The organism is Halomonas sp. DP3Y7-2, from assembly GCF_019800795.1.
GTDB classification, from domain to species: domain Bacteria; phylum Pseudomonadota; class Gammaproteobacteria; order Pseudomonadales; family Halomonadaceae; genus Halomonas; species Halomonas litopenaei_A.
Genome location: NZ_JAHVKJ010000007.1, coordinates 190,541 through 215,028 on the forward strand (window position 1 = coordinate 190,541; position 24,488 = coordinate 215,028).

Genomic DNA, 24,488 nt, shown 5'->3' on the forward strand with positions numbered 1-24,488 from the left:
GAATCCATGGCGTGAGTGGCGTAGACTATGGCTCGCATATTCTCGTCGAGAAGGTTCATGCCGCCGTCTTCCCACCCATCACGCTCATCCGAATTGCTGCGCCAAGTAGGGATCGTGGTGATGCCTGGATTTTCGCTGCTGGCGCATGCCTGTGCCACCGAGCCGCTGCATGTGGCGAACCTGCTTCACGGCCGAACCCTCTATCGACTGACCAGTTACTCCAGCGGCGGCGATGCGGTGACGAGTGCGTCGCAGCAGACCGTGCTGCCCCGGGAAGCGCTAGCAGAGGTGGAGACTCACCCCGACATGGTGTTGGTGTGCGGGCCTGCCAAGCTGCCTGGGGGGATCCCCGACGATCTGGCGGTCTGGCTCAAACGCCTGGCGGCTTCTGGCGTGTTGCTCGGCGGCATCGGCGGGGGCACCGAAGCGCTGGCGCGGCTGGGGCTTCTGGATGGCTACCAGGCCACGCTGCCGTGGCAACGGTTCGAGGCCTTCGCGGCGGCTCACCCCCGGGTGCGGTTGTCACAACAGCTGTTCGAGATTGATCGTGACCGGATGACCTGTGGTGGCGGCACGGCGGCCATGGACATGATGATCACCCTGGTCGAAAGTCATCATGGTGCCGCTCTAGCATCACGAATTTCGGAATATTTCGTGATGGAGCGGATCCGCATGGGTGATGAACCCCAGCAGATTCCCCTGCGCTCGCGTCTCGCCCATGCGCCGGCCAGCCTGGTCGAGGCCGTGCAGCTGATGGAAGCCAACATCGAAGAGCCGCTGTCGACTCACGAACTTGCCGAACATCTGGGCATCTCCAGGCGTCAGCTGGAGCGACTTTTCAAGAAGTACCTGAAGTCGGTGCCGAGTCGCTATTACCTCGATCTGCGTCTGCAGAAGGCTCGCCGCATGCTGCGCGAGAGTGATCAGCCTGCCGGTGAAATCGCGCTTCAGACCGGCTTCTCATCAGCGGCGCATTTCTCGACGGCGTATCGCAATCACTTCGGTATGACCCCCAGGGAAGAGCGACTGGGCTAGCCACTGACTCGATACGGTTTATTGGGTTAGCCGCACCTTCCCTGTATCTGCATAGCTCCCTGAACGTTCCCTGACCGTTCCCCTGAACGTCCCCCCCTTTTGACCTGCATCGCTCACCGTTGCTGGGTTCGACCTGCATGGGTTCGACCTGAATGCGTTGCCGACATCGAGCGGAATCGATGTGCGGTGGCATGTTGCGGTAGCACGGATTACCCCGGCTGCTCACGTGAGCCAGGCGCGGCAGTCTACGTCCCGTAGGTGCACCTGCGCTTCCTCTCTTCGTTTTTCCCTGGCTCTCTGCCTTCCTCCCTCCTTCCCTCCCTGCCTGTCGTGTCATTGCCTTTCTCTCCCCACCATCAGCTTCCACAGCATGTCAGCTCAACGGTGAGGTTGAGGTCCCCACGTCCTCGTTGTTTGTGTTGGCTGCTCGAGGTTCAGCATCGATGGGAAAGGACGGTGAAGACATGTTGCATGCTCGTTTTGGCAAAGTTATTTGGGTGAGGTGACGTAAGGAAACGGTGATGTAGTCGACAGAAGCGACCTCACCATGAGGCGTGATGGTATGGCCACAGAGAGTGCGGAGAGTACGCAGAGAAGGTGTCAGGTGATGGAGACTCAGAGCGATATACCACGTCTTCATGCAGATCAGAAAAATCGAATGAGCGTAGTTCTCAACAGTAGTGTAAGTAAATCGCATGTATCGTACACAGAGAGAAAAGACAGCAAGGTGCCGGAGCCATAGCTGAGTAGAAGCTGAGAAAAAGGATGACGTTCTATCAGAGAGTGCCTCCGGACATCATGCGGTGTATGGAAAGCGATGGTGGCTGTTTCGGTAGAAGGTGGTAGCAGTAGATCGGAAGATGAATAGAGGAAAGATGAGGGTGCGTCTGCCATCTATTCATGAAAAATGACGAAAAAAGTAAAGATGGAGAGTGAGACATGAATCACAATACCCTTTCTCGTGCTGGCTTCTATATTGCGCTGTACGGTGTGGTCGCGATCCTTCTATGGATCGGTTTCTTCAAGTATCACCCGGATGAAGCGGCCGCTATTCAGGGCATCGTTGCCAGCTCTCCGTTGATGTCCTGGTTGTACAGCATTGCGAGTGTCAATCAGGTGTCGGCGGCTATTGGTACGGCAGAAATTGTCGTTGGCTTGCTTGTTGCGGCATACCCCATTTCCAAGAAAGCGGGACTGGTGGGGGGAGCGCTTGCAAGCGTCATCTTCCTGACGACCAGCACGTTCTTGCTGACCACCCCTGGTGTCTTGCATGTCAGCAGTCTGTCGGGTGATACCTTGGCCTTCCCATCGCTGTTCGGTGGATTCCTGGCGAAGGACCTGGTTCTTCTCGGGGCTTCCCTTGCCATCACCGGGGCTGCCTGGAAAGCGGTAAGTGAAGAGGCGAGCGCCAAACACGATCACCTGGCTGCCGAATCAGCATAAAGGCCAATGATGCGCCAGCAGCAACGAGCAGTGCTGCTGGCGCATGACTTTCATGCGAGTCCACCATGCGTGAAAGGAAAGCCCATAGCTGCCGACGTAATGCGAGATGTTTTTACGCCGCTATGTTCAGTATCTTACAGAAAAATTGTGCCGAAATGATTTTATGAACATATCTGCAATTGCCAATATGTGAGATGCGAATTAGATTTTCTGTTATCGGTTAACAAAATGTTACGTTTAGATTCGGTCAGTTTTTCTGGTCTTCCTGCTCATAACGTGATGTTTTTGTTTATTTTCTTGAGTCGTAGATTCGCACTTTGTTTGCTGGAAAATCATAAGAACGTATATCGAGCATCCGCCGACTGGGGTGAAAGTGGACCTGGATGAAAGTGGACCGGGATGAAAGCGAACCGGGGCGAAAGCGGATCGGGATGAAAGGACATGAGCAACAAGTGAACTGAGGTGGGCGCGAATGGATGTAGACACCCAGTTGGCAAATGCGCTGAAGCATCATATTGCACCAGTGACTTGTCGCTTCTTTGCTGAATCTTCTGAAAAAAGACAAGTCAACGATAGGCAAGCATCGGGTCCCCCACCGAGGTGGATCCCTCAATAGGCCAGACTTCTGCGGTCGGCCACAATAGGAAAGTCGAGGAGAGTGACATGAAAACCAAGATGATCTTTGCTGTCATGATGGTGTCTGTGCTGGCCGCGGGTAGCGCCTTTGCCATGGACTCAGCGACTCTGCAGAAGCGCATGCAGGAAATTGAACAGCGCAGTGAGGCGGCCTCCGACGAGCAGAAGGTCGAAGCCCTCGAACAGGAAGTGGCAGAGCTGAAGGACCTTCTTCAGATGACCGTGGACAGTCTCAATGAGTCCCAGTAATCCTGCATGATGGTCAGCGCCGCAGGTTTGCAGCACGATATAAGCTGCGGCCTGCGGCGCTGGTCAGCCATTGGTTTGCCGGCACCGTCCCGCACCAGACGTCAGATAGGTATTAGGTTTTTTCATACGTAGGGCGGGATAGTGTCGACGTGGAAATGTCCTATAAAGTTTAAAAATTGTGCTTGTTTAGTCTTTCGAATAAACACAGGTTGCTAACTGTAATACCCCCCCTATTAGATTGATTCAACGAGTTTTTGAACACTGTTTTTCATTGGGCTTCGTGGAGGGTGCGTGTCTTGGACGCGACGGGATGGTTGGCATTCCTTTCCTGTCTTGCTCTAGTGAAACGCCCTGCAGGTCACGTTGCTCCGCTAATCATCAAGACGATGTCCTACCATTGCCTTGCAGCAGTGCCTACCGGCCTTCATGGGTAATGGACAGGGAACCAGGTCGAAGGACGTTCGACAAAGACGAGGAGAAAGACATGAAGATCAAAATGATGGCAGCTGCACTCCTGGCCTCCATGATGGCAGTGGGTTCAGCGCAGGCGATGGATTCCGATACGCTGCAGCAGCGCATGCAGGCGATTCAGCAGCAATCGGAAGCCACGCAGCAGGAGCAAAAAATTGCTGCCTTGGAGCAGGAAGTTGCCGATCTGAAGGCACTGCTGCAAGAGACCGTCGAGGCTTTCCAGGAAGCCAATATGTAACATCGTCACAGTGCCAGCGGTTGGTGGCATGACGTGATGACAAAGGCTCACCTTTTTGGGTGGGCCTTTTTTGTTGGTGAGTGCCACATAGATTAGCGCTTTATAGGTTGGTGCGTAGGGGCGGGTGGCCGTAGTGGTGGTGGCCGTAGTGGTGGTGGGCGTTGATGATCATGTCCGAATTTGCCACCGGTGTGACCGCTTTGGCACTTCGGTCCGTGGATGGGGCCACTTATCGTAGCTGTACACCCATTGCTTTCTCTCATTCTGCGGACCAGGAGTCTTTCCATGTCATCTGCACTACTGCTTATTGATGTTCAAGCGTCTTTTCCCCAGCGTCCTTACTGGAACCCGCAAGAACTGGGGCGCTGGCCTGACGCCCAGCGCGAATTGATCGACCTGGCCAAGGCATCAGGCATACCCCTCGTAAGAATCTTCCATCTCGCACCCGGGAGCGGTGGAGCCTTCGATCCAGATCAGGGGTTCGTCAAACCTTTGCTGGGCTTTGATGATCCTGCGGACGCCACGTTCTACAAGACCGCGCACAACGCGTTTACCGATACCGGACTGGACCGCTGGCTTCGTGGGCGGGGAATCACGACGCTCTGGATCAGTGGCATCCGTACCGAGCAGTGCTGCGAGACGACGGCTCGAGTGGGGGCTGATCTTGGGTATGATGTGGTGTTCGTCGCCGAGGCGACGCTGACGTTCTCGATGTCTCGAGCAGGACGAGTGTTCTCCGCAGCAGAGATTCGTGAGCGTACGGAACTGGTACTGGATGGGCGCTTTGCCCGTGTGGTGCCGGTAAGTGCCTTGCGCAAAGAGCGCTGTGAGCTGGCCTGACCAGCGGCCATCTGTGAACGAGCCATATGACAAGAGGAGTGGGGTGCCAGGGAGAATGATGGAAACTCGTGCCGCCGGTAATGGCCCCCTTCGAGTGAGTATCGTGTTGGTACCTGGGATGGTGCCCCTCGACCTCGTGGGGCCATGGCAGGTGTTACGCAGTGCATCGATCAAGCAACCCTTTGAGATCGACTTCATTGGGCCCCGTTCTCAGTTTGACTGGATGGGGCCGCTATCGTTGTCGGGTATAGCGCCGCTGCCCGACTCCCTGGGGGATTGCCACCTGCTTTTGGTGCCTGGCCAGTATCGCGCCGCCATGGAAGCCGATGCTCAGGATGAGGTGGTGGGGTGGCTGCGGTCAGTGGCGCCCCAGGCTCGTGCCGTGATGAGCGTGTGTTCGGGTACGCTACTGTTGGCCCAGGCAGGCTTGCTGGATGGCCGCCGTTGTACCACCCATCATCAACTCCTCGACAGACTGCGGTGTCTGGCACCCAGGGCTCTCGTTCAGCAGGACTGCATATTCACCGAGGACCGTGGGCTGTTTACCAGCGCTGGCATTTCCACCGGGATCGATACGATGTTGCATTGGCTGACGCGAGTCGTCGGACACGACATCGTGGTAACGGTGGCGAGGGATATGGTGCTGTATCTTCGTCGTAGCGGCCAGGAACCCCAGCTTGGTGTGTGGCTGACGGGGAGAAATCATGTCGATCAGCGTATCCACCGGCTTCAGGATCGCATCGCTGCTGCCCCGGCTGATACGTGGTCCATGTCGCGTATGGCCAGGGAGTCCGCCATGGGAGAGCGCCACCTGCGGCGCCGCTTCGTCGAGCTGACCGGCATGAGCGCACTGGACTATCTGGCCAGAATTCGCCTTCAGCTGGCCCGCCAGCTGATGCAGGAATCATCGCTTAGCCTCGCAGCCATTGCCGAAAAGGTGGGCGTGTCGGACGAACACCAGCTCAGGCGCCTATGGCAGCGCTTCGAAGCGGGTACGCCGGCGCAGTGGCGCCGTCAACGGCAGCGTGACAGCTCAGCGCAGGATGCCTGCCGGGTCTGTTGATGATGTGGGTGGCGCCTTGCAGGCCAGCAGGGCGCGAAATACCTTGCCCATCAGGACCGCAGTGTCCTGTTCAATGACGAAGCCTGCCTTTGTCAGCAGAGGTGCGGCCTGGCGGGTAATATCGGTGGCGATGGTCGTGGTCGCCAGGTTGAGGCTGCGTCGCAGCATCCCGGAAGGCCGCTCGTCGTCCTGGAACTTGTCCATGATGCACAGCTGTCCATCGCCGCCCAGCACGCGATAGGCCTCGGCCAGCCCCCTGTCCGGTTGCGGCATGACCGCCAGAATCAGATGCATCACCACCACATCGAAATAGCCATCCGGGTAATCCAGCTGCTCTGCGTCCATTGCTCGTGCTTCCACATCCACCCCAAGGTGATTGGCCCTGACCTTGAGTCGCTTGACCATGGCGGGGCACAGGTCACTGGCGTGCACCTCGATATCTCGTGGTAGCCACGGCAGGTCGAGCCCGGTGCCCGCTCCCACCAGCAATACCCGCATGCCGGATTGCCAGCGCACCTGGGCCAGTGCCTGACGGCGCGGCCGGCGAAAGGCTCTTTCGGCGACCACGTCATACACAGGCGCATACAGCGAGTAGCGCCAACGATTCCAGCGAGTGGTGTTGATCATGAGGATTCACTGAGTAGTGGAAGACTGGCTGTCTACAGACTAGACGAGGCGCTAGGCCGAAGCATGCAGAAGAAACGCGGCTGTGGGTTGTCGAGGGTGACGGTGCTGCGCGGACGTGGCTGTGCTTTGTGAAAAAGCCGGTCCCATTGCTGAAAGCCTTCCTGCGATGGCGTCCCTATACTCGAGTGATCGATTGATTGCATGTTTTGCGATTTCGCGCATTACATGCTCAGCCGTCTCGCGACGGCAACCACCCATGACAGCGGAGATCACCGATGAGCCACACCCCGAGCCGTGCCGACTTTGATCAGTACATGGTGCCCAACTACGCGCCCCAGAAGGTCATCCCGGTGCGCGGCGAGGGCAGCCGCCTGTGGGACCAGGAGGGGCGTGAGTACATCGACTTTGCCGGCGGTATCGCGGTCAACTCTCTCGGTCACTGCCACCCGGTGCTGGTGGATGCGCTCAAGGCTCAGGCTGACAAGCTGTGGCATCTGTCCAACGTCTATACCAACGAACCGGCGCTCGAGCTGTCCCGGGAGCTGGTCGAGCGCACCTTTGCCGACAAGGTATACCTGTGTTCGTCCGGTGGCGAGGCCAACGAAGCGGCCTTCAAGCTGGCGCGTCGCTGGGCCCATGACACCCACGGCGAGCACAAGGACAAGATCATTTCCTTCCGCCAGTCCTTCCATGGACGCACCCTGTTCACCGTCAGCGTAGGTGGCCAGCCCAAGTACTCACAGGGGTTTGGTCCGGTCCCGGGCGGCATCCTGCATGCGGAGTTCAACAACCTGGACAGCGTCCGCGAGCTGGTAGGGGATGACACCTGTGCCATCGTGGTCGAGCCGATGCAGGGTGAAGGCGGTGTCGTTCCGGCCACTCAGGAATTCCTGCAGGGACTCCGCGATCTGTGCGATCAGCATGATGCGCTGCTGGTATTTGATGAAGTGCAGACTGGCGTGGGTCGCTCGGGCTCTCTCTATGCCTACATGGATTACGGTATCACCCCCGATATCCTGACCAGCGCCAAGAGCCTGGGCGGTGGTTTCCCCGTGGGCGCCATGCTGACGACCGATCGCGTGGCCCCGGTGCTGGTGCTGGGCACCCACGGCTCGACCTATGGCGGTAACGCGTTGGCGTCTGCCGTGGCCCTGGCCGCGATCCGCCACATCGATACGCCGGAGGTGCTGGGTGGCGTCGCCAAGCGTCATGAGCTGTTCCGCGAGCACCTCGAAGCCATCAACCGCAAGCACGGCGTGTTCAAGGAAGTGCGCGGCATGGGGCTGCTGATCGGTGCCGAGATGGCGCCGGAGTACGAAGGCCGTGCCAAGGACATTCTGCCGCTGGCCATTGAAGAGGGCCTGATGGCCTTGATCGCCGGACCCAATGTGCTGCGCATGGCGCCGTCACTGGTGATCCCCGAGGCAGACATCGTCGAGGGCCTCGAGCGCCTGGAGCGTGCCATCGCTCGTCTGGTGAGCGCATCGTGAGCAGGCCCCTGCCACAGACTATGTCATCGGATCTTGAGCAAGCTGCGACAGGAGGGCATCCCATGTTGGCTGTTCGCCCTGTGCGGCCTGGTGACCTGCCGGCGCTGGAGCGTCTGGCAGGCAGTGCCCAGCCGCGCCTGACCAATCTGCCGGCCCACCGCGATCGTCTCGAGGAGCGCATTGCGCGCTCCCAGCGGGCCTTCGCGTCGGAGGTCGAAGTGCCGGGAGACGAGCACTACACCTTCGTACTCGAAGACCAGGAACGTGGCGACGTCGTGGGCACGGCCACCATTCGTGCCCTGGCCGGCGCTAACGAGGCCTATTACACCTATCGCCAGGAGACGCTGATTCACGCCTCGCAGCAGCTCAATGTGAGGCGTGAGGTGCAGACCTTGGCGCTGTCCCACGAAGTGTCCGATGCCAGCCTGCTGTGTGCCCTGTCGCTGGACCCGCGCTACAAGGGCACCAGTGCGGAGAGCCTGCTCCGGCGTGCCAGGCTGATGTTCATTGCCCAGTACCCGGAGCGGTTCGCCGACGTGCTGGCGATGGCCTTCCCCGGCTATCTGGACGAGGACGGTGCGTCGCCGTTCTGGAACAGCGTGGGCCGTCATTTTTTCGTGCGTGACTATCACGAAATCAACTACATCGCCGGCGTGCGCTCCAAGAGCTTCATCGCTGAGGTGATGCCCCAGTTCCCGCTTTACCTGGCCATGCTGACGCCCAAGGCTCGCGCGGCCATCGGTCGCGAGCATCCTGCCCATGAAGACGCGCTCGAGGAAATGCTGGCTGAAGGTTTCCTGCGCTCCCGCCATGTGGACCTGTTCGATGCAGGTCCCGTGATCAAGGGCGATCGTGCTCGGCTGGAGAGTTTTCGGCGCGCGGCCTGGCACCCGGTGCGCATTCGTCCCGAGCACACCCTTCCCGACGCCGAGCCGGCCATGGTGGCCAATCAGCGCCTGGATGGCTTCTGCTGCACGGTGGCCCGCTACGCGCTGTCCCCCACAGGTCAGCTGATGCTGTCACCGGCCCATGCCGAGCTGCTGGGGGTCGAAGAAGGTCGTGCGGTGCTGGCCGCGCCCCTGGCGCTGTCGGCTGATGGCCTCGACCCGGGATATGACGAGGGAGAGCTGTAATGCGCATGCGTCCGATCAAGGAAGGGGACCTGGACGAGCTCCAGGCGCTGGCCCGGGAGACCGGCGTCGGCTTCACCTCCCTGCCCGATAATCGCGAGTTCCTGGCCGCCAAGATCGCCTCTGCCAGCAGCGCCTTCAATGAGCAGACCCCGGTGGATCAGCGGCTCTACTTCTTTGTCCTGGAGGACGAAGAGAGCGGTCGCCTGGCCGGTTGCTGTGCCATCGAGGGCCAGGTGGGGCGCGAGGTACCGTTCTATCACTATCGCGTCGGCACCCTGGCGCATTCCTCCAAGCAGCTCGACCTGCATCGCACCGTCGATACGCTGTTTCTGAGCTCTGATCACACCGGCGACGCCGAGGTGGCGTCACTGTTTCTGCGCCCCGAGTTCAGGGGCGCGGACCGCCGCCATCAGCGCAACGGTGCGCTGCTGTCGATGATGCGTTGGCTGTTCATGGCGGAGTTTCGCGACCGCTTTCCGGAAAAGGTCCTGGCCGAGATGCGCGGACGCTTCGACGACAACGGTCGCAGTGCCTTCTGGGAGTGCCTGGGCGCCAACTTTTTCCCGATGGACTTCGATGAAGCGGATCGCTTGACCGGTCTGGGTCAGAAGAGCTTTATCGGCGAACTGATGCCCAAGTTTCCGATCTACACCCCATTCCTGTCCGAACAGGCGCGTGCCTGCATCGGTCAGGTCCACGAACATACGCGACCAGCGCTGGCGATGCTCAAGAAGCAGGGACTGCGCTGGGAAGGCTATATCGACATCTTCGACGGGGGGCCCACCGTCGAGGCCTATATCGACGACGTCAAGGGCGTTCGGCTGTCCCGCCATGTGCGGGTGGAAGTCGATCCTGATGCTGTCAGCAGCGAACGTCCCCAGTGGCTGGCGGCCACCACGTCCATGGCCGACTTCCGCGCCGCCTGGGTCGGACGAGGGCCCGACGACGCCGGCATCCTGGTACTCAATGACAACGAAGCACGCAGGCTGGAGGTCAGCTCCGGCGATACCTTGCGTGTGCTGAATTCCGACGAGGAGGCGTGATGCAACCCACCCAACAATTGCTCATCGACGGTCAGTGGGTGTCTGGTGATGCAGAGACCTTCAGCAAGCGTGATCCCATCAGCGGAGCGACGCTGTGGCAGGGTGCCGCGGCCAGCGCCGAACAGGTGGAGCAAGCGGTGGCCTGCGCCAGGCGCGCCTTCGCTGCCTGGGCCAGAACGCCATTGGCCGAGCGTGAGGCGCTGGTCGAGCGTTTCCGTGGCGTGCTGGAAAACCATCGTGAAGATCTGGCCGCCAGCATTGCCCACGAGACCGGCAAGCCGATCTGGGAGGCACGCACCGAAGTTGGCGCCATGATCGGCAAGGTGGCGCTGTCCATCCGCGCCCGTGAGGAGCGCACCGGTGAGCGCGAGCGTGACCTGGGAGATGCACGCGCCGTGCTGCGCCATCGTCCCCATGGTGTGATGGCGGTGTTTGGTCCCTACAACTTTCCAGGCCACCTGCCCAATGGCCATATCGTGCCCGCCTTGCTGGCAGGCAACACGGTGGTCTTCAAGCCCAGCGAGCAGACGCCGCTGACCGCCGATCTGACCTTGAAATGCTGGCTTGAAGCGGGCTTGCCTGCAGGCGTCATCAATCTCGTGCAGGGCGCTGCCCCGGTGGGGCAGGCGTTGTCGGCGAACGCCGGCATCGACGGCCTGCTGTTTACGGGGAGTGCCAAGGTCGGCGGGCTGCTGCATCAGCAGTTTGCCGGCCAGATGGGCAAGGTGCTGGCGCTGGAGCTGGGCGGCAACAACCCGCTGGTGGTGAAGGATGTACCGGATGAAGACGCCGCCGTGCTGACCATCTTGCAGTCCGCGTTTCTGTCCGGCGGTCAGCGGTGTACCTGTGCCCGTCGCCTGATCGTGCCCGAAGGAAGTGCTGGGGACAGCTTGCTGGCGGCATTGACGGAGGCCATGGGACGGTTGCGGGTGGCACAGCCCTTTGCTGAAGACGCGCCTTTCTACGGCGGTCTGGTCAGCGTAGCGGCCGCCGAGGGACTGCTGGCGGCCCAGGCGGATCTGGAAGCACGAGGTGGCAAGGTGCTGGCACGGATGCGTCAGCTCGAGGAGGGCACCAGTTTGCTGTCTCCGGGGCTGGTTGACGTGACCGGCGTCGAGGTGCCCGATGAAGAGCACTTCGGGCCGCTGCTCAAGGTCTATCGCTACCGCGACTGGGATGAGGCCATCGCCCTGGCCAATGACACGCGCTACGGGCTTTCTGCCGGCCTGATCGGCGGCGAGCGCAGCGACTGGGACGACTTCCTGCTGCGCATCCGCGCTGGCATCGTCAACTGGAACCGCCAGACGACGGGAGCGTCCGGGGATGCACCGTTTGGCGGGGTCGGCGACAGCGGTAACCATCGTCCCAGTGCGTTCTACGCTGCCGACTACTGCGCCTACCCGGTCGCTTCAGTGGAGAGTGAAGCGCTGAACCTGCCCGATAAGCTGCCGCCGGGGGTGAGCCTGTGAAGGATATGAGTCAACAAGACGTGGTCGAGGTCAACTTTGACGGCCTCGTCGGCCCGACCCATAACTATTCCGGCCTGGCCCACGGCAATGTGGCGTCCATGTCCCACGGGGGCCTGGTGTCCAACCCCCGTGAGGCAGCGCTGCAGGGCCTGGCCAAGATGAAGGCCCTGAAAGACGCTGGCTACGCCCAGGGCGTATTGCCGCCGCAGCAGCGCCCGGACCTGGGCGCGCTGCGCTCGCTGGGGTTCACCGGTGACAACGCCGAGGTGCTGGCCCAGGCGGCGGAACAGGCCCCGCAATTGCTGCGCGCGGTCTGCTCTGCCTCCAGCATGTGGACGGCCAACGCCGGTACGGTGACCCCCAGCGGTGACGCTGCGGATGGGCGCGTGCACTTTACCCCGGCCAATCTGCAGTCCAGCTTCCATCGCTTTCTGGAGCCGGAAACCACCGCACGGGTGCTGGCCGCGATCTTCGCCGACCCGACCCGCTTTGCCCATCACCCGGTACTGCCGGCGACCCCGGCGTTTTCCGATGAAGGGGCGGCCAATCACACCAGGCTGTGTGGCGAACACGGCGAGCCGGGCGTGCATCTGTTCGTGTATGGGCGCCAGGCTTTTGGCGGTGATGGGGTCGAACCCAGCCGCTTCCCTGCCCGCCAGACCCTGGAGGCTAGCCAGGCCATCGCCCGCCAGCACGGGCTGGGCGACCATCAGGTGGTCTATGCCCAGCAGCATCCTGATGCCATCGATGCAGGGGTCTTTCACAATGATGTGATTGCCGTGGGCAATGGCCCGGTGCTGCTGTACCACGAGCTGGCGTTCCGTGACGAACAGGGCACCCTGGACGCGCTGCGTGACAAGATGTCGACGCCCTTGATTCCCGTGCGTGTACCGCTGGAGGCGGTTAGCCTGGAAGATGCCGTCGCGTCGTATCTGTTCAATTCCCAGCTGCTGTCCAACGACGATGGCAGCATGACCCTGGTCGTGCCAGGCGAATGCCAGGAGCGGGAAGCGGTATGGCGCTGCATCCAGGATCATCTGCTGGCGGGCAACAACCCCATCAGTGAAGTGGTGGTCAAGGACGTCAAGCAGAGCATGCGCAATGGCGGAGGTCCTGCGTGCTTGAGGTTGCGCGTTGTGCTGAGCCAAGCCGAGCGTGCAGCGCTGACCGGTCGCGTGCTGCTCGACGATGCGTTGTACGAAGACCTGGTGGCCTGGGTCAAGCGCCACTACCGCGAGCGGCTGGCCCCGGAGGATCTGGCCGATCCACGGCTTGCCGAAGAGACGTTGGCAGCTCTGGACGAACTGACCTCCCTCCTTGAGCTGGGGCCGGTGTATCCCTTCCAGGGAGCAGCCGGCTAAGGCGCGATCGGCTTAAATGAGCGTGCGTGTACTGTTGGCTGCTCTAGATCGATCGCATGTTTCGACCCTACCTTCCGGTAGGGTCTTCTTTAATATCGCTACTGGCTGAGCCGCTACCGTGTGTCAGGGGCCCGTCCACGAGCGACCACACGAAGCATCGAAGGCTTTCTTCAAGGCCTTAAAGAAGATCCTGGGCCCAGGGCATATAGCGCAGCGAAAACACGGCGTCAGGGTGGCAGTCCCGTGCCGGACGACGGGGCGGCGTGGGAATCGCGTGGAAGGGTTCGGTAGCACCACTGGTGCGTGAAAAGGCTTCACGCACGATACCGACACGACAGCTCAAGGCATGGCGGTAGTCGCTGCGCACAAGGGGGTCGAGATTGCGCGTGCCTTCATCATCCTGCCACCAGACCTGCCATCCACTGTCACTGATCGCTTCGGCCCAGGCGGTATAGACCTGTGGGGTGACAAAGCCGCCGCTGAACATGCTCAAGTGAAGCGGGCCGGCCAAGGCCGTGCTGGCGCTGGCCAGCTGTGACACCAGCTCATCGCGCACGCCAGGGTCACGAAACAGCCAGTCGTCGAGCTCTTGCGGCAGATACCAGCCCACCGGGGTCAACGGCCACTGCTGCAGAATCGCTTGCTGCTGTGCGGCGGACCTCGCCAGCAGCTGATACCAGTAGTGGGCAAAGCGAGCGTTGTCCGGCAGCGTATCGTAGTAGGCCGGGTCTTGGTGCAAACCGAGGATCAGCTCGAGCCCCTGGCGCTCTGCTTCCACCAGGGCGTCGGCCAGCCAACCTTCGGCACCGCCGAAGGTATCGTCGCCATAGCGGGTCCACTGCACGATCAGCGTATCGACGCCATGATCGGCGGCCTGTTGCCATAACGTTTGCCAGCGCTCGCGGGTCAGCAGCTCATCGTGATTCTGGGGCTGATAGAACAGGATAGGAGTGGAGTAGGCGCTGGCATGGGCTGCGGCATGGGCTGCGGCATGGTTTGTGGCATAGCCGACCAAATCGTCTGCGGGAGCGCTGGCGACACCGCTTAGCGGGCTTGTCAGCAGCACGGCGGCGATCACCACAGAGTGCCCGGCTCGTGCCTTGGCGCGTGGGCGTGGAGGGTGGGCGATCGACGCTAGCGGCTCAGCGACTGTGGCAACAAAGGACATGGCAGGTACTCCCATGATCAAGGGCGAGGCCTCGTGTTACAGGCTCCATTCCAGGTGAATCATCCAGCCGTCCCGGCCATCGTAGAGGTTGCCGCCCAGGGACTGCTGATACTCCGTCGAGACGCTGAGTTTCCGGCGAAAGGCGTTGTAGTGATCCTCGTCGTACCACAGCTCCCAGCGCAGGCCCGCTGCGACCCGCACATCCTCGTCCCAGCCATCGGTGTCATGGCTGGTGGCCTGGAGGCTGGCGTAGGGCATCAGGGTCTGAGCGCTGTCGGTCGGCAGCTTGAGGGTGTAGCCCTGGCGGTAACGACTGAACAGTTGCACGTCGCCGCGCTGGGTCCACCAGGCACCGTCCAGATAGAGCGAGCGTTCGTGCCAATGGTCCTCGGTAGGCCGCCATTCATTGCTGTAGCCACCCTGGTCGAGCAAGGAGCCGCTGGCGCGCAGCAGCAGGTCGATGTCCGTATGCTGGTCATCGTTTTTCTGGGACTCGGCAAACACCTCGGCGTAGAGATTGATGTTGTGACGGGCTAGCGGCTTGGCCCGCAGGCCCATGCCCAGAGAGCGGCCTCGCCCATAGTCATCCCGGTCATCGCCGCCGAAGATAGTGCGCACGTAGCCCGCCAGCTGGCGCCCCTGACTGAGCGGATCGTGGCCAAGGGCATGATCCCACTGCAGGATCTGGGTGTTGATATCGTGGCCGCTGGCGCTGTCATCCTCGCTGTCGCTGCGGATACCGGGTGTCGGGCTCGCCGGAGACCAGCTTGAGGACAGGGTGATGCGGTCGCGCCGAGTCAGGCTTTCGTGCTGGCGGCGCTGGCGATAGCGGCGTTCAGCCATGCGCTCGGCGCTGTCGTCTCCCACCCTAAGGTCCAGGGGCTGCAGATCGATGGCCTGCTCAAGACGGGTTAGCGCGCGGGCGTTGTCGCCGACGGCAGCGTACAGATCCCCCAGGGTGCTCGCGCTGACGATATCCTCGGGATAGGCGTGGCGTGCACGTTCCAGCAGAGGTATCGCCTGTTGGCGCGATATCTGGGTGTCGCTGGATGCCAATGTCAGCCCCAGTTCCCGTGCGAGTCTTGGTGAATCCGGCGCTGCGGCCTGGGCCTGCTCAAGCCAGCGGCGGGCGAGGACATCGTCGCCGGCCTGTTGGGCGAGCTGGCTGGCACCTTCGAAAGTGGCCGAATCCGCAGGCGCTGCCTGGCTGATGGCATCTGTGGCGAGGGCCAGTGATGTCGGTGGCTCGCCGTTGGCCAGGGCAATGCGCGCCCCGAGCAGGCTATGCTCGGCGCTGGCGCTGCTGGCATTCCACCAGCGCCAGGCCTCCTCGGTGTCACCGCTGGCCAGCGCGCTGCGAGCGCCGGCAAGGCGATCTTGCTGTTCCAGCAGGTTGACCTCGACCGCCTGCCATTCGCGCCAGGCGGCGGAGGGGTCGCCAGCGGCAAACAGGGCATAGGCAAGCCGCTTGCGCGCCTGGTTGACGTCGCCGATGGGGGCCTGCTGCTCCAGGCGCTGCGCCAGCGCGCGTTGAAAATAGCGGGCGGCCTGGCCCGGTCTATCTCGCGAGCAGATGCCCAATGGCCCCCAGGGAGGGGACGGTGAGACGGCGAACTCTTTAACCAGAGCGCAGCGATCCTGGCGTGCAAGCTGTTCGAGCAGCCCCTCCCGCGCCATGCTGCCAAGACGCGGCTGCTGGATCAGGATGGCCAGGGTGCCGTCGGGTATCTTGGCGGTGTCTTCGCGGTACAGGAAGGCCAGGCGATCGAGGGCTTGGGGTGAAAGCCGGTCAGGGGCGGCGAGCAGGGCCTGCTGCAGGATCTGCCTGGCCGCCAGGGGGTGATCCGAGGACAGGTACAGGTAGCTTGCCTGGTCCAGCGAGCGGGTTTCGCCGCTCAGCAGATAGTGGCGTTCCCACAGCTCGGCGGCGGCGAGTGGGCGCGACAAGCGCTTGGTCAGTTCGGCGCGCTCGCGAAGGGTGGCAGCGGTCTGGGGTTGTCGCTGCAGTAGCGCCAGTGCCTTGGTCAGATGGCCGTCGGCACGATAGCGATCCAGTAACACCGCGTCCTGCCGCGCCTGCCACTGCCGGGGGAGTGTTGTGGTCTCCAGCAGGGCGATGGCATCGAGCCGATCGGCCAGTACCAGCCAGCTTTCGGGATTGTCGGCGGGATCGCACTCGGCGAAGGTCGCCAGGGCGTCGGGGTCGCCTTGATGGGAAAGCCAGTCGACCAGCGTCAGACAATCCATGTCGTGACGAGGTGCCAGCTCCCTGACCTTGGCGGTGTCGCCCAGTGCCAAGGACGTCTGCAGCAGCTTGTCCTCGTCGCTGGGCAGTAGCTGGCCGCTGTCCTCAAGGGTCTTGAGCCAGCGTTGGGCGGGCTCCGGATAGCCCAGGGCAATGGCACGATCCGCTCCCGCCTTGAGCACGAAGCGCCGAATATCACCATCGGGCAGGGCCGCCACCATGGCGTTGACGCCCTTCTCGTTGTCGGACTGGACCATGGCAATCGCCAGGCGTCGCCAGTCGTCTTCTTCCAGCACGTTTTCCAGCGCGTGGGGCACCAGGGCATCGATCACCTGATCCCAGTCCTGGACCCGCTCTGCCAGGGTGGCGCGATAGCGGTCCAGCGCCAGGCCGTCGTCCTTGGCCTGGACGGAGCGCAGCCAGGCAAGTGCCTCCGGGGCCCCGCGGGTGGCGCGCAGGTAGTCCCCCCGGGTACGCCATAGCTCGCTGCGTGCCGCCCCAGAAGTCTCGGCCAGCCACTGGTCGACCTGGTCGGCGCTGGCATGGCCGTCGGCGATCCAGTCGCGGCGCAGCGCATTGATCTGCACCGCGGCCAGGTTTGCGTCCAGCGCCCCCAGCGCCGCCACGGCGCCGTCCAGGTTGCCTTGTTTTTCCAGCGCCTGAGACAGCAGGCGATATGCCTCGATATTGCCAGGCACCTGTCCGATCAGATGCTCCATCAGTCGCTGTACTTCGGCCCAGTCCCTGGCTTCTGCGGCGCGGTAGGCCCGGTCGAGGTAGGGGTAGCTGCGAAACTCGTCAAACTCGCTGAGTGCCTGGGCCTGGTGGCAGACGATCAACACTATGCCAAGCCACCAAGGGCGCCTCAGACATCGGCTCAGTCGGTTGCTTGACCGCTTTATCTGGGGGTTCACGCGGGGGCCTCCACGACGGCCGCCATGGCAGCGCGACGATGCTGCTGCTGCAGGGCCAGCGCGCGTGCCAGGGTGGTGTCATCGATCATCTTGCGAGCGATCAGGAAGTCGCCGAGGCGGCTCTGCTCAGGGTCGAAGTCGATCATGGCCTGGCCGAACAGTGTCGGCGCAATCAGCTCGTGTTCCAGCAGCAGCTCGCCGAGCATGGGCTGGTGACAACAGAAGGCATCCAGCCGCGCGTTACCGTCGGCAGTCGCCTCGTCCCATTGCTGGAGACTGGCTTGGGTGTCCTCATCGAGACCTCCCAGGTACCAGTGGCGCAGGCCCAGCGAGACTCTTCCCACCGCGGCCAGACGCTGGACCACCGGGCGCTGCAGTCGTCGGCTGATGGCGCCAAGGGCGACCGGGCTCAATACCGTTTCGGTGGCCAGGATCAGCTGCTGGTCCTGCTCGCCGATGGCAAGCACGGCGTAGCGGATGGCGACATGGGAAGGCAGCACCTCGACCAGTGCAGCGGGTACCTTGAGCGGATGCAACGCGGTCGTTTCCAGGCCGCGATAGCGGGCCTGGACCTCGGCCAGGGCCATTCCCGGCAGCTGTCCGCGGATGACCAGTTCACGCGCCAGTCGGCGTGGTCCGACCTCCTCCAGGGTAGCCGCCAGCGTAGCGTCGGCGATCAGCTCCGCTTCCAGCAAAAGCGTCTGCAGCGACACCTGCTGGGCGCCATCGATATGGGGAAAGTCGTGGGTGGTCTTGTCCCAGGCAAAGGTGCGGTGACGTGCGCGGGTGAAGAACAGCTTCCAGGCCCGAACGTTGGCCAGGAAGTTGACCACGTTGCTCCACAGCATGCGGGGAAAGGACAGCAGGCCTTGGCGCCAGCCGTAGTAGATCTTGACGAAGTAGAACCGCTGGAAGGCACGGTTGGCCAGCAACACACCGTTGATGGACAGCAGTACCTCCAGCAGGGAGCCGCCGACGATGGACTGAAAGCGCCAGGCGTCCTCCACCAGGGCGGCATAGAGCCATAGGCCGAACATGATCAGCAGCAATAGCGTCGCCACCAATGCCAGCGGGTAGGCGATCAGGCCGCGCCGGTCGCGCCAGAGGAAGTAGTTGAGGCGCCAGTTGGTCCGGCTCCAGCCCAGATGCTGATAGCCCTGGAAGACGATGCCGGTGATCCAGCGGGACTTCTGGCGAACCACCGCCGCCAGGGCGGTGGGAAAGTGCTCGCGCACACAGATCACCTTGCTTTCTCGCAGCGACTGCCCCGGCGCATGCTCGCGCCGGGGTGACAGGTCGTCGCGCTCGATGCTGTAGCGAACGAAGATGCAGGAAAGGCCGCTCTCGTGCAGGCGAAAGCCGATGTCGTAGTCTTCGGTCAGGCTCCAGATGTCGAAGGTGATGCCATCGTTGAGCTCTCTCAAGCGTGCCAAGGCGCGGCGACTGAAGCAGGTGCCGACGCCAGCGCTGGGGACCTGGCCGCACATGGCCTCCCTGATCAGTACATCCTTGCCGTGATACTCGGAGAATTCGTCGATGTAGTGGCCCCCGGACAGCTGATACCAGCGGGGCCTGAACGGGTAGACCGGCACCTGGATCAAGTCCTTGGCCGGCAGCAGATAGTTGAACAGCCTGAGTTCCATCGGCGAGATCACATCCTCGGCATCGTGCAGGATGCAGCCGGCGAACTCGATACCGGCCGCCTGCTCGAAGCGTGCGATGGCTTCGATCACGTTGTTGAGACAATCTGCCTTGCTGGTGGGGCCCGGGCGCACCGTGACCACCTTGTGGACGTTCGAGAAGGTCTGGCAGACCACGTCGACTTCGGCCTGGGTGTCCGGATCGTTGGGATAGGTGCCGACGAAGATCTGGTAGTTTTCGTAGTCCATCGTGCTGGCCATCAGCTGAGCCATCTGGCCGACCACGCCGACTTCCTGCCAGGCTGGGACCATCACCGCCAGCGGCTTCTCGCGGGCCTGATACAGCCGCTCCTCATCGGCGTAGGGCACGTTGCGATAGATGGACCAGTAGCGCCAGCTGCGCCGCGTCCAGTAGACGATGTCGAGAAACAGGTCATCGATCCCCAGCGCCAGCATCATCAGGCACAGGGTGATGGCAACGTACTTCAGCGCGAACAGGGCGTGCAGCGAGGCGTCGAGCAACCACAGCGTCAGGTCGGGCGGTAGTTCAGCCATGCCTGGCCTCGACATCTGCCCGACGCGACAGCAGCCAGGACTCCATGTCGCGGACGATCTTGTCGGCGGCGTCGCCTTGTCCATAGGGATTGGGGATCTGGGCGATCCGCTGGCGCTCCTCAGGAGTGTCGAGCAGGCGCGAGGCAACGGCCACAATGGCGTCGCTGGCACTGCCGGTCAGCATGACGGTCCCGGCATCGAGGGCGTCGATGCGCTCGGTATGTTCGCGCATGACCAGCACCGGTACTCCCAGGGCGGGAGCTTCCTCCTGAAGTCCGCCAGAGTCGGTCAGGATCAGGGGGGCGCCCCCCATCAACCAGACGAAGTCGCGATAGTCCTGGGGGGGAGTCAGGTGCACGTTGGGGAGATTGGCCAATTCACGCTCGGCCACGTCCTTGATGGCGGGGTTCAGGTGCACCGGATAGACGAAGTCGGTATCGGGATAGCGCCCGGCCAGCTCAGCGATGGCCTGGCAGATGGTGCGAATGCCTTCACCATGATTTTCCCGGCGATGCCCGGTAATCAGCACCCGCCGGGCGCCGGGGCGTAGTCGTGCCAAGGGACTGTCCGGCCACGGCCGATAGCCGTGGGCATCGAGGCTGTCTTTCATCCACATCAGGGCATCGATCACGGTATTGCCGGTGACCAGAATGCTGCCTGGCGCCACCTGTTCGCGCAGCAGGTTGTCCCTGGCGGACGGGGTTGGCGCGTAATGGCGGCGGGCGATACGCGCCACCATGCTGCGATAGGCCTCTTCTGGCCAGGGTGAGTCGATGTTGCCGGTGCGCAGCCCGGCCTCGACGTGAGCCACCGGCACTTTGCGCTGAAAGGCAGCCAGACTGGCCGCGAAGCAGGTGGCGGTGTCGCCATGCACCATCACCAGATCGGGCATCACCTCGGCCATGACGCTGTCCAGCCGTCCCAGCAAGGCCTGCATCAGGCCATTGAGCGTCTGAGAGGGGGTCATGACCGCCAGGTTGCTGTCTGGCACAAGGTCAAACAGCGACAGTGCCTGGTCGAGCATTTCGTCGTGCTGACCGCTGGCGCAAAGATGCAGGGAGAGGATGGCGGAAGAGTGGATCGCCAGGGCGACCGGGGCCATCTTGATGGCCTCGGGGCGAGTACCGACAACGAGCATGACTACGGGCATGGGGCTGTCCAGCCGGTGATACCCACCATGAGGGGGTACCCACAATGAAGGGTCCGGGCGTGAGAGCTGGCTCACGTCAACGAACGTTCATTTTTTCCCGTGCAAGGCGGCGGGTCGCTACCTCATGTGGGCAGGATGGGTGGGGTCATTCGAGGTGGTTAAAGGTTTGGTGATGGCTGGCTCCCGCAGGCTAGGGCTTGTACGTAAAGTGCCTGCGCTTGGTGATACGGCGTTAAAAATCGGCTTAAAATGCTCATTTACACCTCGTAAACTGCGCTTTCTCACCGATTTTTGCCTTGTCTAACCTTCGCTCGTCGACTTTTCGGACAAAGCCTAGGGGATGCGGCGACTCAAGGCTCGATGCGAGGAAGCGGCTGTGCTTCGGCAAGAAAGTCGAGCACCTTGCGCTCGCTCATCTCGCAGGGTTTCAGGCGCCATTCCGATCCGGTCAGGTAGGCATTCAAGCTGACCATGTCAGTACCGCCGAGTTGCTGAGCCAGCAGCTTGAGCGAGCGCCCCGCGTTGTAGATCTTGAGCGTCACGCCATAGCGCTGGCCGCGAAACAGTGCGTCGCTGTAGCCCACGGGCAGGCGCCCTAGCAGCGTGGCGAGATCGGCAGTGGTTGCTGACATGGCACAGGGCTCCCAGGCGATTGCTGCAGCGCAAGAGAAGATCAACGGTTATGCTGAGGCTATTCACCATACCCCACGCCAAGGAGGGAGCCCCAGTGGCAGGAAGCAGTCTGTTAACCCTGATCGATGATATCGCCACCCTGCTCGACGACGTCTCGGTGATGACCAAGGTGGCGGCCAAGAAGACCGCCGGAGTGCTGGGGGATGATCTCGCCCTTAATGCTCAGCAGGTGACCGGTGTCGCCGCCAAGCGCGAGTTGCCGGTGGTCTGGGCGGTCGCCAAGGGCTCGTTGCTCAACAAGTGTTTTCTGATACCGGGGGCGCTGTTGATCAGCGCCTTTGTCCCTTGGCTGGTGACGGTGTTGCTGATGCTGGGTGGCGCCTTTCTGTGCTTTGAAGGCGCAGAGAAGCTGGCGCACAAGTTTCTGCACAAGAAGGATGACCAGCATGAGCACGACGCTCGCCTTGCCGCCCTGGCCGACAATGATGTGGACATGCAGGCGTTCGAGCGAGACAAGATAAAAGGCGCGATTCGCACGGACTTCATCTTGTCGGCGGAGATCATCGTGATCGCCCTGGGGACGGTGACGGCGGCTCCTCTCACTCAGCAGATAGCCGTGCTGATCGCCATCGGGCTGCTGATTACCGTAGGGGTCTATGGCCTGGTGGCAGGTCTGGTCAAGCTCGATGACCTGGGCCTGCACCTCACCAAGAGTGACAGTGGTCTGGCTCAGAGGCTCGGCAAGGGACTATTGCGCGGTGCTCCCCTGCTGATGAAGGGGCTATCGATCTTCGGAACCCTGGCCATGTTCCTGGTCGGTGGCGGTATTCTGGCTCACGGTGTACCGATGGTGGGCCACTGGATCGAGGGCCTGGCCGAGACCGACGTTGCCCTGCCGGGAGTCGATGCGATTCTCCACGGGCTGGTACCCATGCTGGGCAATGGGCTGTTCGGGCTGGCGGTGGGCGCCGTGCTGGTCGCCGTGTGGACGGGGTTGCAGCGATTGCGCGGCAAGCAGCAGACCCACTGAGGAAACACGGCATCAATGCCTGCGCCTCATGACACTCGGCTGGCGTATCCAGCGCTTGCCTGAGTGGTGGCATGGTAAACCATGAAAAAGGGCGACCCGCGGGCCGCCCTTGTGCTTGCTTCAGGCGTTGGCGCGTTGTCGGGCGAAGCGCAGTGAGCGCACGGCGTCTACGGCGAGAAACAGCACCAGACTCGCTCCCATGACGGGCAGCGCCAGACCGAGCAGCATGCCGGTGACGATCACCAGGGCCATGGCGGGCAGGGGCAGCGCCAGCAGCGCCGGCCACAAGGTCTGGCCGTTGCTGGCCGAGGGACGCCGCCACCACATGGCGTATCCCCAGGCCACCATGGTCATGATGCCGATGCCCAGGGCCGCCAGCAGCAGCTGGTTCGGCAGCCCGAAAAGGATGCCCATATGGCCGTCAATGCCCCAGCGGGTCAGCTTGGCGGCGAGCGGGTAGTCACTGAAGCTGACCTGATCCAGCACCGTGAAGCGTGACGGATGCACCGCCACCTCATCGACCTGTGAAGGCCAGCTGCGATCAATCTCCCGCACCTTCCAGGCCTGATTCGGGCCCGGCACCAGCAGTTCGATCTTGCCGGCGTCCAGCCCTGCCTCTCTGGCGGTGGCTTCGACGATGTCGAAGTCTGCCAAGCGCTCGGCAGCGCCGGCCTGTGCCATGCCATGATCCGCGTGGGCGTCGGCTTGGTGTAACGCGTGCCCGTCCAAGGACTGTGACACCCTTGGGGTGCCCCAACCGGCCGCCTTGAGGACCGTGAAGAAGTTGTCACCGGCGTGCTTCGACCAGGTCATGCCGGTCGCCGACAGTGCCAGCAGGCCGATCAGCAGAAACAGGCCCAGCACGCTATGGCGACGACGGGTGCGCAAGCGGCGGGCGGTCGCGGACTGTTTGCCTGGATCCACCTTGGGCGATGGGGTCAGCGCCCAGATGGCGAGGCCAGCGAGGGCGGCCAGCCACATCCAAGAGGCGGCCAGTTCGCTGTACAGGCGGCCAGGATCTCCCTGCATCAGGCTACGGTGGATCTGATCGATGATCCGGCGCAGGGGCAGGACACCGCTGGTGCCGTAGACCGTCATGTCGCCACGCACCTCGAGACTATGCGGGTCGATAAAGATAGCGCGGTGTTCACTGGCACCGAGCAGCGGGTCGGCAAACATCACCCGCGTCGTGGTACCCGGCTCCGGTGCGGGGCGAACCGCACTGGGAGTCGTATCGACCCCCAGATAGTCCTGAGCCGCGGCAACCTGGCGGGACAGCAGGGTAGGTGTGCCAGAGGACGATGAGGTGGTCAGTGCTTCCTTGTAGAGCACCTGCTCCAGGGCCGGAGTGAGCGCATAAAGCGTGCCCGTCAGCGCCGCAAAGAAGATGAAGGGGCCGACCAGCAGGCCGATATAGAAGTGCAGCCGAATGACCAGCGTCTTGAGCGCCGGTCCAGCATGGGTGGTTCGCGTTGTCATGGTCGTTCTCGTGAAATCCGGTGGAGGCCGTGACAGGCAGCCATGGCCAGGAGAGGGCGATGCCTCGTTCAGCGGACGGAACGACCGGGAGGGGCGCGCGGTGTCGGTAGTGTGTATCGCTGTAGCAGCGGCAGGAATACCCTGACCGTTGACGGGCCAGGTGGGGCGCGGGGGGCGGCGCCGGCGAGTGCCGTCACCGCTATCATCGACAGCGCTGGCACCTGAGCGAACAGCACGCAATAACCGCAAGCGGCGAGATGGTGATGGCCCGCATCCAGTGATGTGCTCTCGGTCTGGACCGCGGTTTCGTCCGACGTCAGTGCGCCACCATGGGCATGGTGGTGATGGTGCAAAGAGGCCGCGGGAGGCTCCAGCAGTCGCTGCAGCTGACTGGCCAAGGGGCCGACGAACAGCATCAGCATGGCGGCCACGGCCAACAGGCAGATCCGACGCTGGAAGCGTGGCGATAATCGGAGCCTGTGAGGTGTGGATGACATGGTCGCTAGCCTGAAGATCGACGCGGGAACAGTGACGCGCCACTATAGTCCAGCTGGGCTTGCATTCCCATCGGCAACC

The 24,488-nt window shown here is 62.4% G+C and carries 20 protein-coding genes; 12 read left to right on the forward strand and 8 right to left on the reverse strand.

Annotated features, from left to right (window positions below; all coding sequences use genetic code 11):
• Nucleotides 1–57 precede the first annotated feature (57 nt).
• The 6 genes from KUV45_RS07835 (at nucleotide 58) to KUV45_RS07860 (ending at nucleotide 5,975) form a co-directional block, all read left to right on the forward strand.
• A complete protein-coding gene (locus KUV45_RS07835; protein WP_222162639.1) occupies nucleotides 58–1,035 on the forward strand; it encodes a GlxA family transcriptional regulator in 978 nt (325 codons plus the stop codon).
• A 939-nt stretch (nucleotides 1,036–1,974) separates the two neighbouring features.
• Nucleotides 1,975–2,478: a DUF417 family protein gene (locus KUV45_RS07840; protein ID WP_222162640.1), complete on the forward strand. Its 504-nt coding sequence runs from the start codon at nucleotides 1,975–1,977 to the stop codon at nucleotides 2,476–2,478.
• Between the two features lie 663 nt (nucleotides 2,479–3,141).
• On the forward strand, nucleotides 3,142–3,363 hold the full coding sequence (locus KUV45_RS07845; protein ID WP_206941503.1) for a hypothetical protein: 222 nt from the start codon (nucleotides 3,142–3,144) through the stop codon (nucleotides 3,361–3,363).
• Nucleotides 3,364–3,847: 484 nt separating this feature from the next.
• Entirely contained in the window at nucleotides 3,848–4,072 is a 225-nt protein-coding gene (locus tag KUV45_RS07850) for a hypothetical protein (protein ID WP_206941501.1), read from the forward strand.
• A 285-nt stretch (nucleotides 4,073–4,357) separates the two neighbouring features.
• Nucleotides 4,358–4,912 (forward strand): isochorismatase family protein, encoded by a 555-nt coding sequence (locus tag KUV45_RS07855; RefSeq protein WP_222162641.1) that lies wholly within the window; start codon nucleotides 4,358–4,360, stop codon nucleotides 4,910–4,912.
• A 58-nt stretch (nucleotides 4,913–4,970) separates the two neighbouring features.
• Complete coding sequence (locus KUV45_RS07860; protein ID WP_224851966.1) at nucleotides 4,971–5,975, forward strand: GlxA family transcriptional regulator; 1,005 nt, start codon at nucleotides 4,971–4,973, stop codon at nucleotides 5,973–5,975.
• Here KUV45_RS07860 and KUV45_RS07865 read toward each other — a convergent pair.
• Entirely contained in the window at nucleotides 5,946–6,602 is a 657-nt protein-coding gene (locus tag KUV45_RS07865) for a class I SAM-dependent methyltransferase (protein WP_222162643.1), read from the reverse strand. The genes KUV45_RS07860 and KUV45_RS07865 overlap by 30 nt on opposite strands.
• 275 nt (nucleotides 6,603–6,877) lie before the next feature.
• Between KUV45_RS07865 and KUV45_RS07870 the strand changes: the two genes are divergently transcribed.
• From KUV45_RS07870 to astB, 5 genes are all read left to right on the forward strand, one after another.
• Entirely contained in the window at nucleotides 6,878–8,092 is a 1,215-nt protein-coding gene (locus KUV45_RS07870) for an aspartate aminotransferase family protein (protein WP_206941496.1), read from the forward strand.
• Nucleotides 8,093–8,154: 62 nt separating this feature from the next.
• Nucleotides 8,155–9,225 carry an arginine N-succinyltransferase gene (locus tag KUV45_RS07875; RefSeq protein WP_206941495.1) on the forward strand — a complete coding sequence of 357 codons (1,071 nt, stop codon included), beginning with the start codon at nucleotides 8,155–8,157 and terminating at the stop codon, nucleotides 9,223–9,225.
• Nucleotides 9,225–10,268, forward strand: coding sequence for an arginine N-succinyltransferase (gene astA / locus KUV45_RS07880; RefSeq protein ID WP_206941494.1), 1,044 nt, complete (start codon nucleotides 9,225–9,227; stop codon nucleotides 10,266–10,268). The genes KUV45_RS07875 and astA overlap by 1 nt, the downstream gene beginning before the upstream one ends.
• Nucleotides 10,268–11,737: a succinylglutamate-semialdehyde dehydrogenase gene (gene astD / locus KUV45_RS07885; protein WP_222162644.1), complete on the forward strand. Its 1,470-nt coding sequence runs from the start codon at nucleotides 10,268–10,270 to the stop codon at nucleotides 11,735–11,737. The genes astA and astD overlap by 1 nt, the downstream gene beginning before the upstream one ends.
• A gap of 5 nt (nucleotides 11,738–11,742) precedes the next feature.
• Nucleotides 11,743–13,098 (forward strand): N-succinylarginine dihydrolase, encoded by a 1,356-nt coding sequence (gene astB, locus KUV45_RS07890; protein WP_206941492.1) that lies wholly within the window; start codon nucleotides 11,743–11,745, stop codon nucleotides 13,096–13,098.
• A 178-nt stretch (nucleotides 13,099–13,276) separates the two neighbouring features.
• Here astB and KUV45_RS07895 read toward each other — a convergent pair whose 3' ends face one another.
• From KUV45_RS07895 to KUV45_RS07915, 5 genes are all read right to left on the reverse strand, one after another.
• A complete protein-coding gene (locus tag KUV45_RS07895) occupies nucleotides 13,277–14,266 on the reverse strand; it encodes a DUF4434 domain-containing protein (protein ID WP_222162645.1) in 990 nt (329 codons plus the stop codon).
• A 36-nt stretch (nucleotides 14,267–14,302) separates the two neighbouring features.
• Nucleotides 14,303–17,353, reverse strand: coding sequence for a hypothetical protein (locus KUV45_RS07900; protein WP_222162646.1), 3,051 nt, complete (start codon nucleotides 17,351–17,353; stop codon nucleotides 14,303–14,305).
• 68 nt (nucleotides 17,354–17,421) lie between these two features.
• Nucleotides 17,422–19,620: a glycosyl transferase family protein gene (locus tag KUV45_RS07905; RefSeq protein WP_222162647.1), complete on the reverse strand. Its 2,199-nt coding sequence runs from the start codon at nucleotides 19,618–19,620 to the stop codon at nucleotides 17,422–17,424.
• Complete coding sequence (gene wecB / locus KUV45_RS07910) at nucleotides 19,613–20,770, reverse strand: non-hydrolyzing UDP-N-acetylglucosamine 2-epimerase (RefSeq protein WP_222162648.1); 1,158 nt, start codon at nucleotides 20,768–20,770, stop codon at nucleotides 19,613–19,615. Before wecB ends, KUV45_RS07905 begins: the two co-directional genes overlap by 8 nt.
• Before the next feature lie 350 nt (nucleotides 20,771–21,120).
• Complete coding sequence (locus KUV45_RS07915) at nucleotides 21,121–21,402, reverse strand: hypothetical protein (protein WP_222162649.1); 282 nt, start codon at nucleotides 21,400–21,402, stop codon at nucleotides 21,121–21,123.
• 95 nt (nucleotides 21,403–21,497) lie between these two features.
• Here KUV45_RS07915 and KUV45_RS07920 point away from each other — a divergent pair, with 95 nt between their 5' ends.
• Entirely contained in the window at nucleotides 21,498–22,433 is a 936-nt protein-coding gene (locus KUV45_RS07920; protein WP_222162650.1) for a DUF808 domain-containing protein, read from the forward strand.
• Nucleotides 22,434–22,553: 120 nt separating this feature from the next.
• Here the strand turns inward: KUV45_RS07920 and KUV45_RS07925 are convergent, their stop codons facing one another.
• Together KUV45_RS07925 and KUV45_RS07930 are read right to left on the reverse strand one after the other, a co-directional pair.
• Nucleotides 22,554–23,912 (reverse strand): PepSY domain-containing protein, encoded by a 1,359-nt coding sequence (locus KUV45_RS07925; RefSeq protein ID WP_222162651.1) that lies wholly within the window; start codon nucleotides 23,910–23,912, stop codon nucleotides 22,554–22,556.
• A gap of 68 nt (nucleotides 23,913–23,980) precedes the next feature.
• The gene (locus tag KUV45_RS07930; protein ID WP_222162652.1) at nucleotides 23,981–24,409 is read right to left on the reverse strand and encodes a DUF2946 domain-containing protein; all 429 of its coding nucleotides are present in this window, start codon (nucleotides 24,407–24,409) and stop codon (nucleotides 23,981–23,983) included.
• Between the last annotated feature and the right edge of the window lie 79 nt (nucleotides 24,410–24,488).

What these genes read in the sequence shown, in the direction of transcription:
- KUV45_RS07835 (WP_222162639.1), top strand. Translation starts at nt 58, where the DNA reads ATGCCGCCGTCTTCCCACCCATCACGCTCATCCGAATTGCTGCGCCAA.
- KUV45_RS07865 (WP_222162643.1), bottom strand. Translation starts at nt 6,602, where the DNA reads ATGATCAACACCACTCGCTGGAATCGTTGGCGCTACTCGCTGTATGCG.
- astA (WP_206941494.1), top strand. Translation starts at nt 9,225, where the DNA reads ATGCGCATGCGTCCGATCAAGGAAGGGGACCTGGACGAGCTCCAGGCG.
- astD (WP_222162644.1), top strand. Translation starts at nt 10,268, where the DNA reads ATGCAACCCACCCAACAATTGCTCATCGACGGTCAGTGGGTGTCTGGT.
- KUV45_RS07840 (WP_222162640.1), top strand. Translation starts at nt 1,975, where the DNA reads ATGAATCACAATACCCTTTCTCGTGCTGGCTTCTATATTGCGCTGTAC.
- KUV45_RS07845 (WP_206941503.1), top strand. Translation starts at nt 3,142, where the DNA reads ATGAAAACCAAGATGATCTTTGCTGTCATGATGGTGTCTGTGCTGGCC.
- KUV45_RS07860 (WP_224851966.1), top strand. Translation starts at nt 4,971, where the DNA reads ATGGAAACTCGTGCCGCCGGTAATGGCCCCCTTCGAGTGAGTATCGTG.
- KUV45_RS07925 (WP_222162651.1), bottom strand. Translation starts at nt 23,912, where the DNA reads ATGACAACGCGAACCACCCATGCTGGACCGGCGCTCAAGACGCTGGTC.
- KUV45_RS07850 (WP_206941501.1), top strand. Translation starts at nt 3,848, where the DNA reads ATGAAGATCAAAATGATGGCAGCTGCACTCCTGGCCTCCATGATGGCA.
- wecB (WP_222162648.1), bottom strand. Translation starts at nt 20,770, where the DNA reads ATGCCCGTAGTCATGCTCGTTGTCGGTACTCGCCCCGAGGCCATCAAG.
- astB (WP_206941492.1), top strand. Translation starts at nt 11,743, where the DNA reads ATGAGTCAACAAGACGTGGTCGAGGTCAACTTTGACGGCCTCGTCGGC.
- KUV45_RS07875 (WP_206941495.1), top strand. Translation starts at nt 8,155, where the DNA reads ATGTTGGCTGTTCGCCCTGTGCGGCCTGGTGACCTGCCGGCGCTGGAG.
- KUV45_RS07930 (WP_222162652.1), bottom strand. Translation starts at nt 24,409, where the DNA reads ATGTCATCCACACCTCACAGGCTCCGATTATCGCCACGCTTCCAGCGT.
- KUV45_RS07895 (WP_222162645.1), bottom strand. Translation starts at nt 14,266, where the DNA reads ATGTCCTTTGTTGCCACAGTCGCTGAGCCGCTAGCGTCGATCGCCCAC.
- KUV45_RS07855 (WP_222162641.1), top strand. Translation starts at nt 4,358, where the DNA reads ATGTCATCTGCACTACTGCTTATTGATGTTCAAGCGTCTTTTCCCCAG.
- KUV45_RS07915 (WP_222162649.1), bottom strand. Translation starts at nt 21,402, where the DNA reads ATGTCAGCAACCACTGCCGATCTCGCCACGCTGCTAGGGCGCCTGCCC.
- KUV45_RS07870 (WP_206941496.1), top strand. Translation starts at nt 6,878, where the DNA reads ATGAGCCACACCCCGAGCCGTGCCGACTTTGATCAGTACATGGTGCCC.
- KUV45_RS07905 (WP_222162647.1), bottom strand. Translation starts at nt 19,620, where the DNA reads ATGGCTGAACTACCGCCCGACCTGACGCTGTGGTTGCTCGACGCCTCG.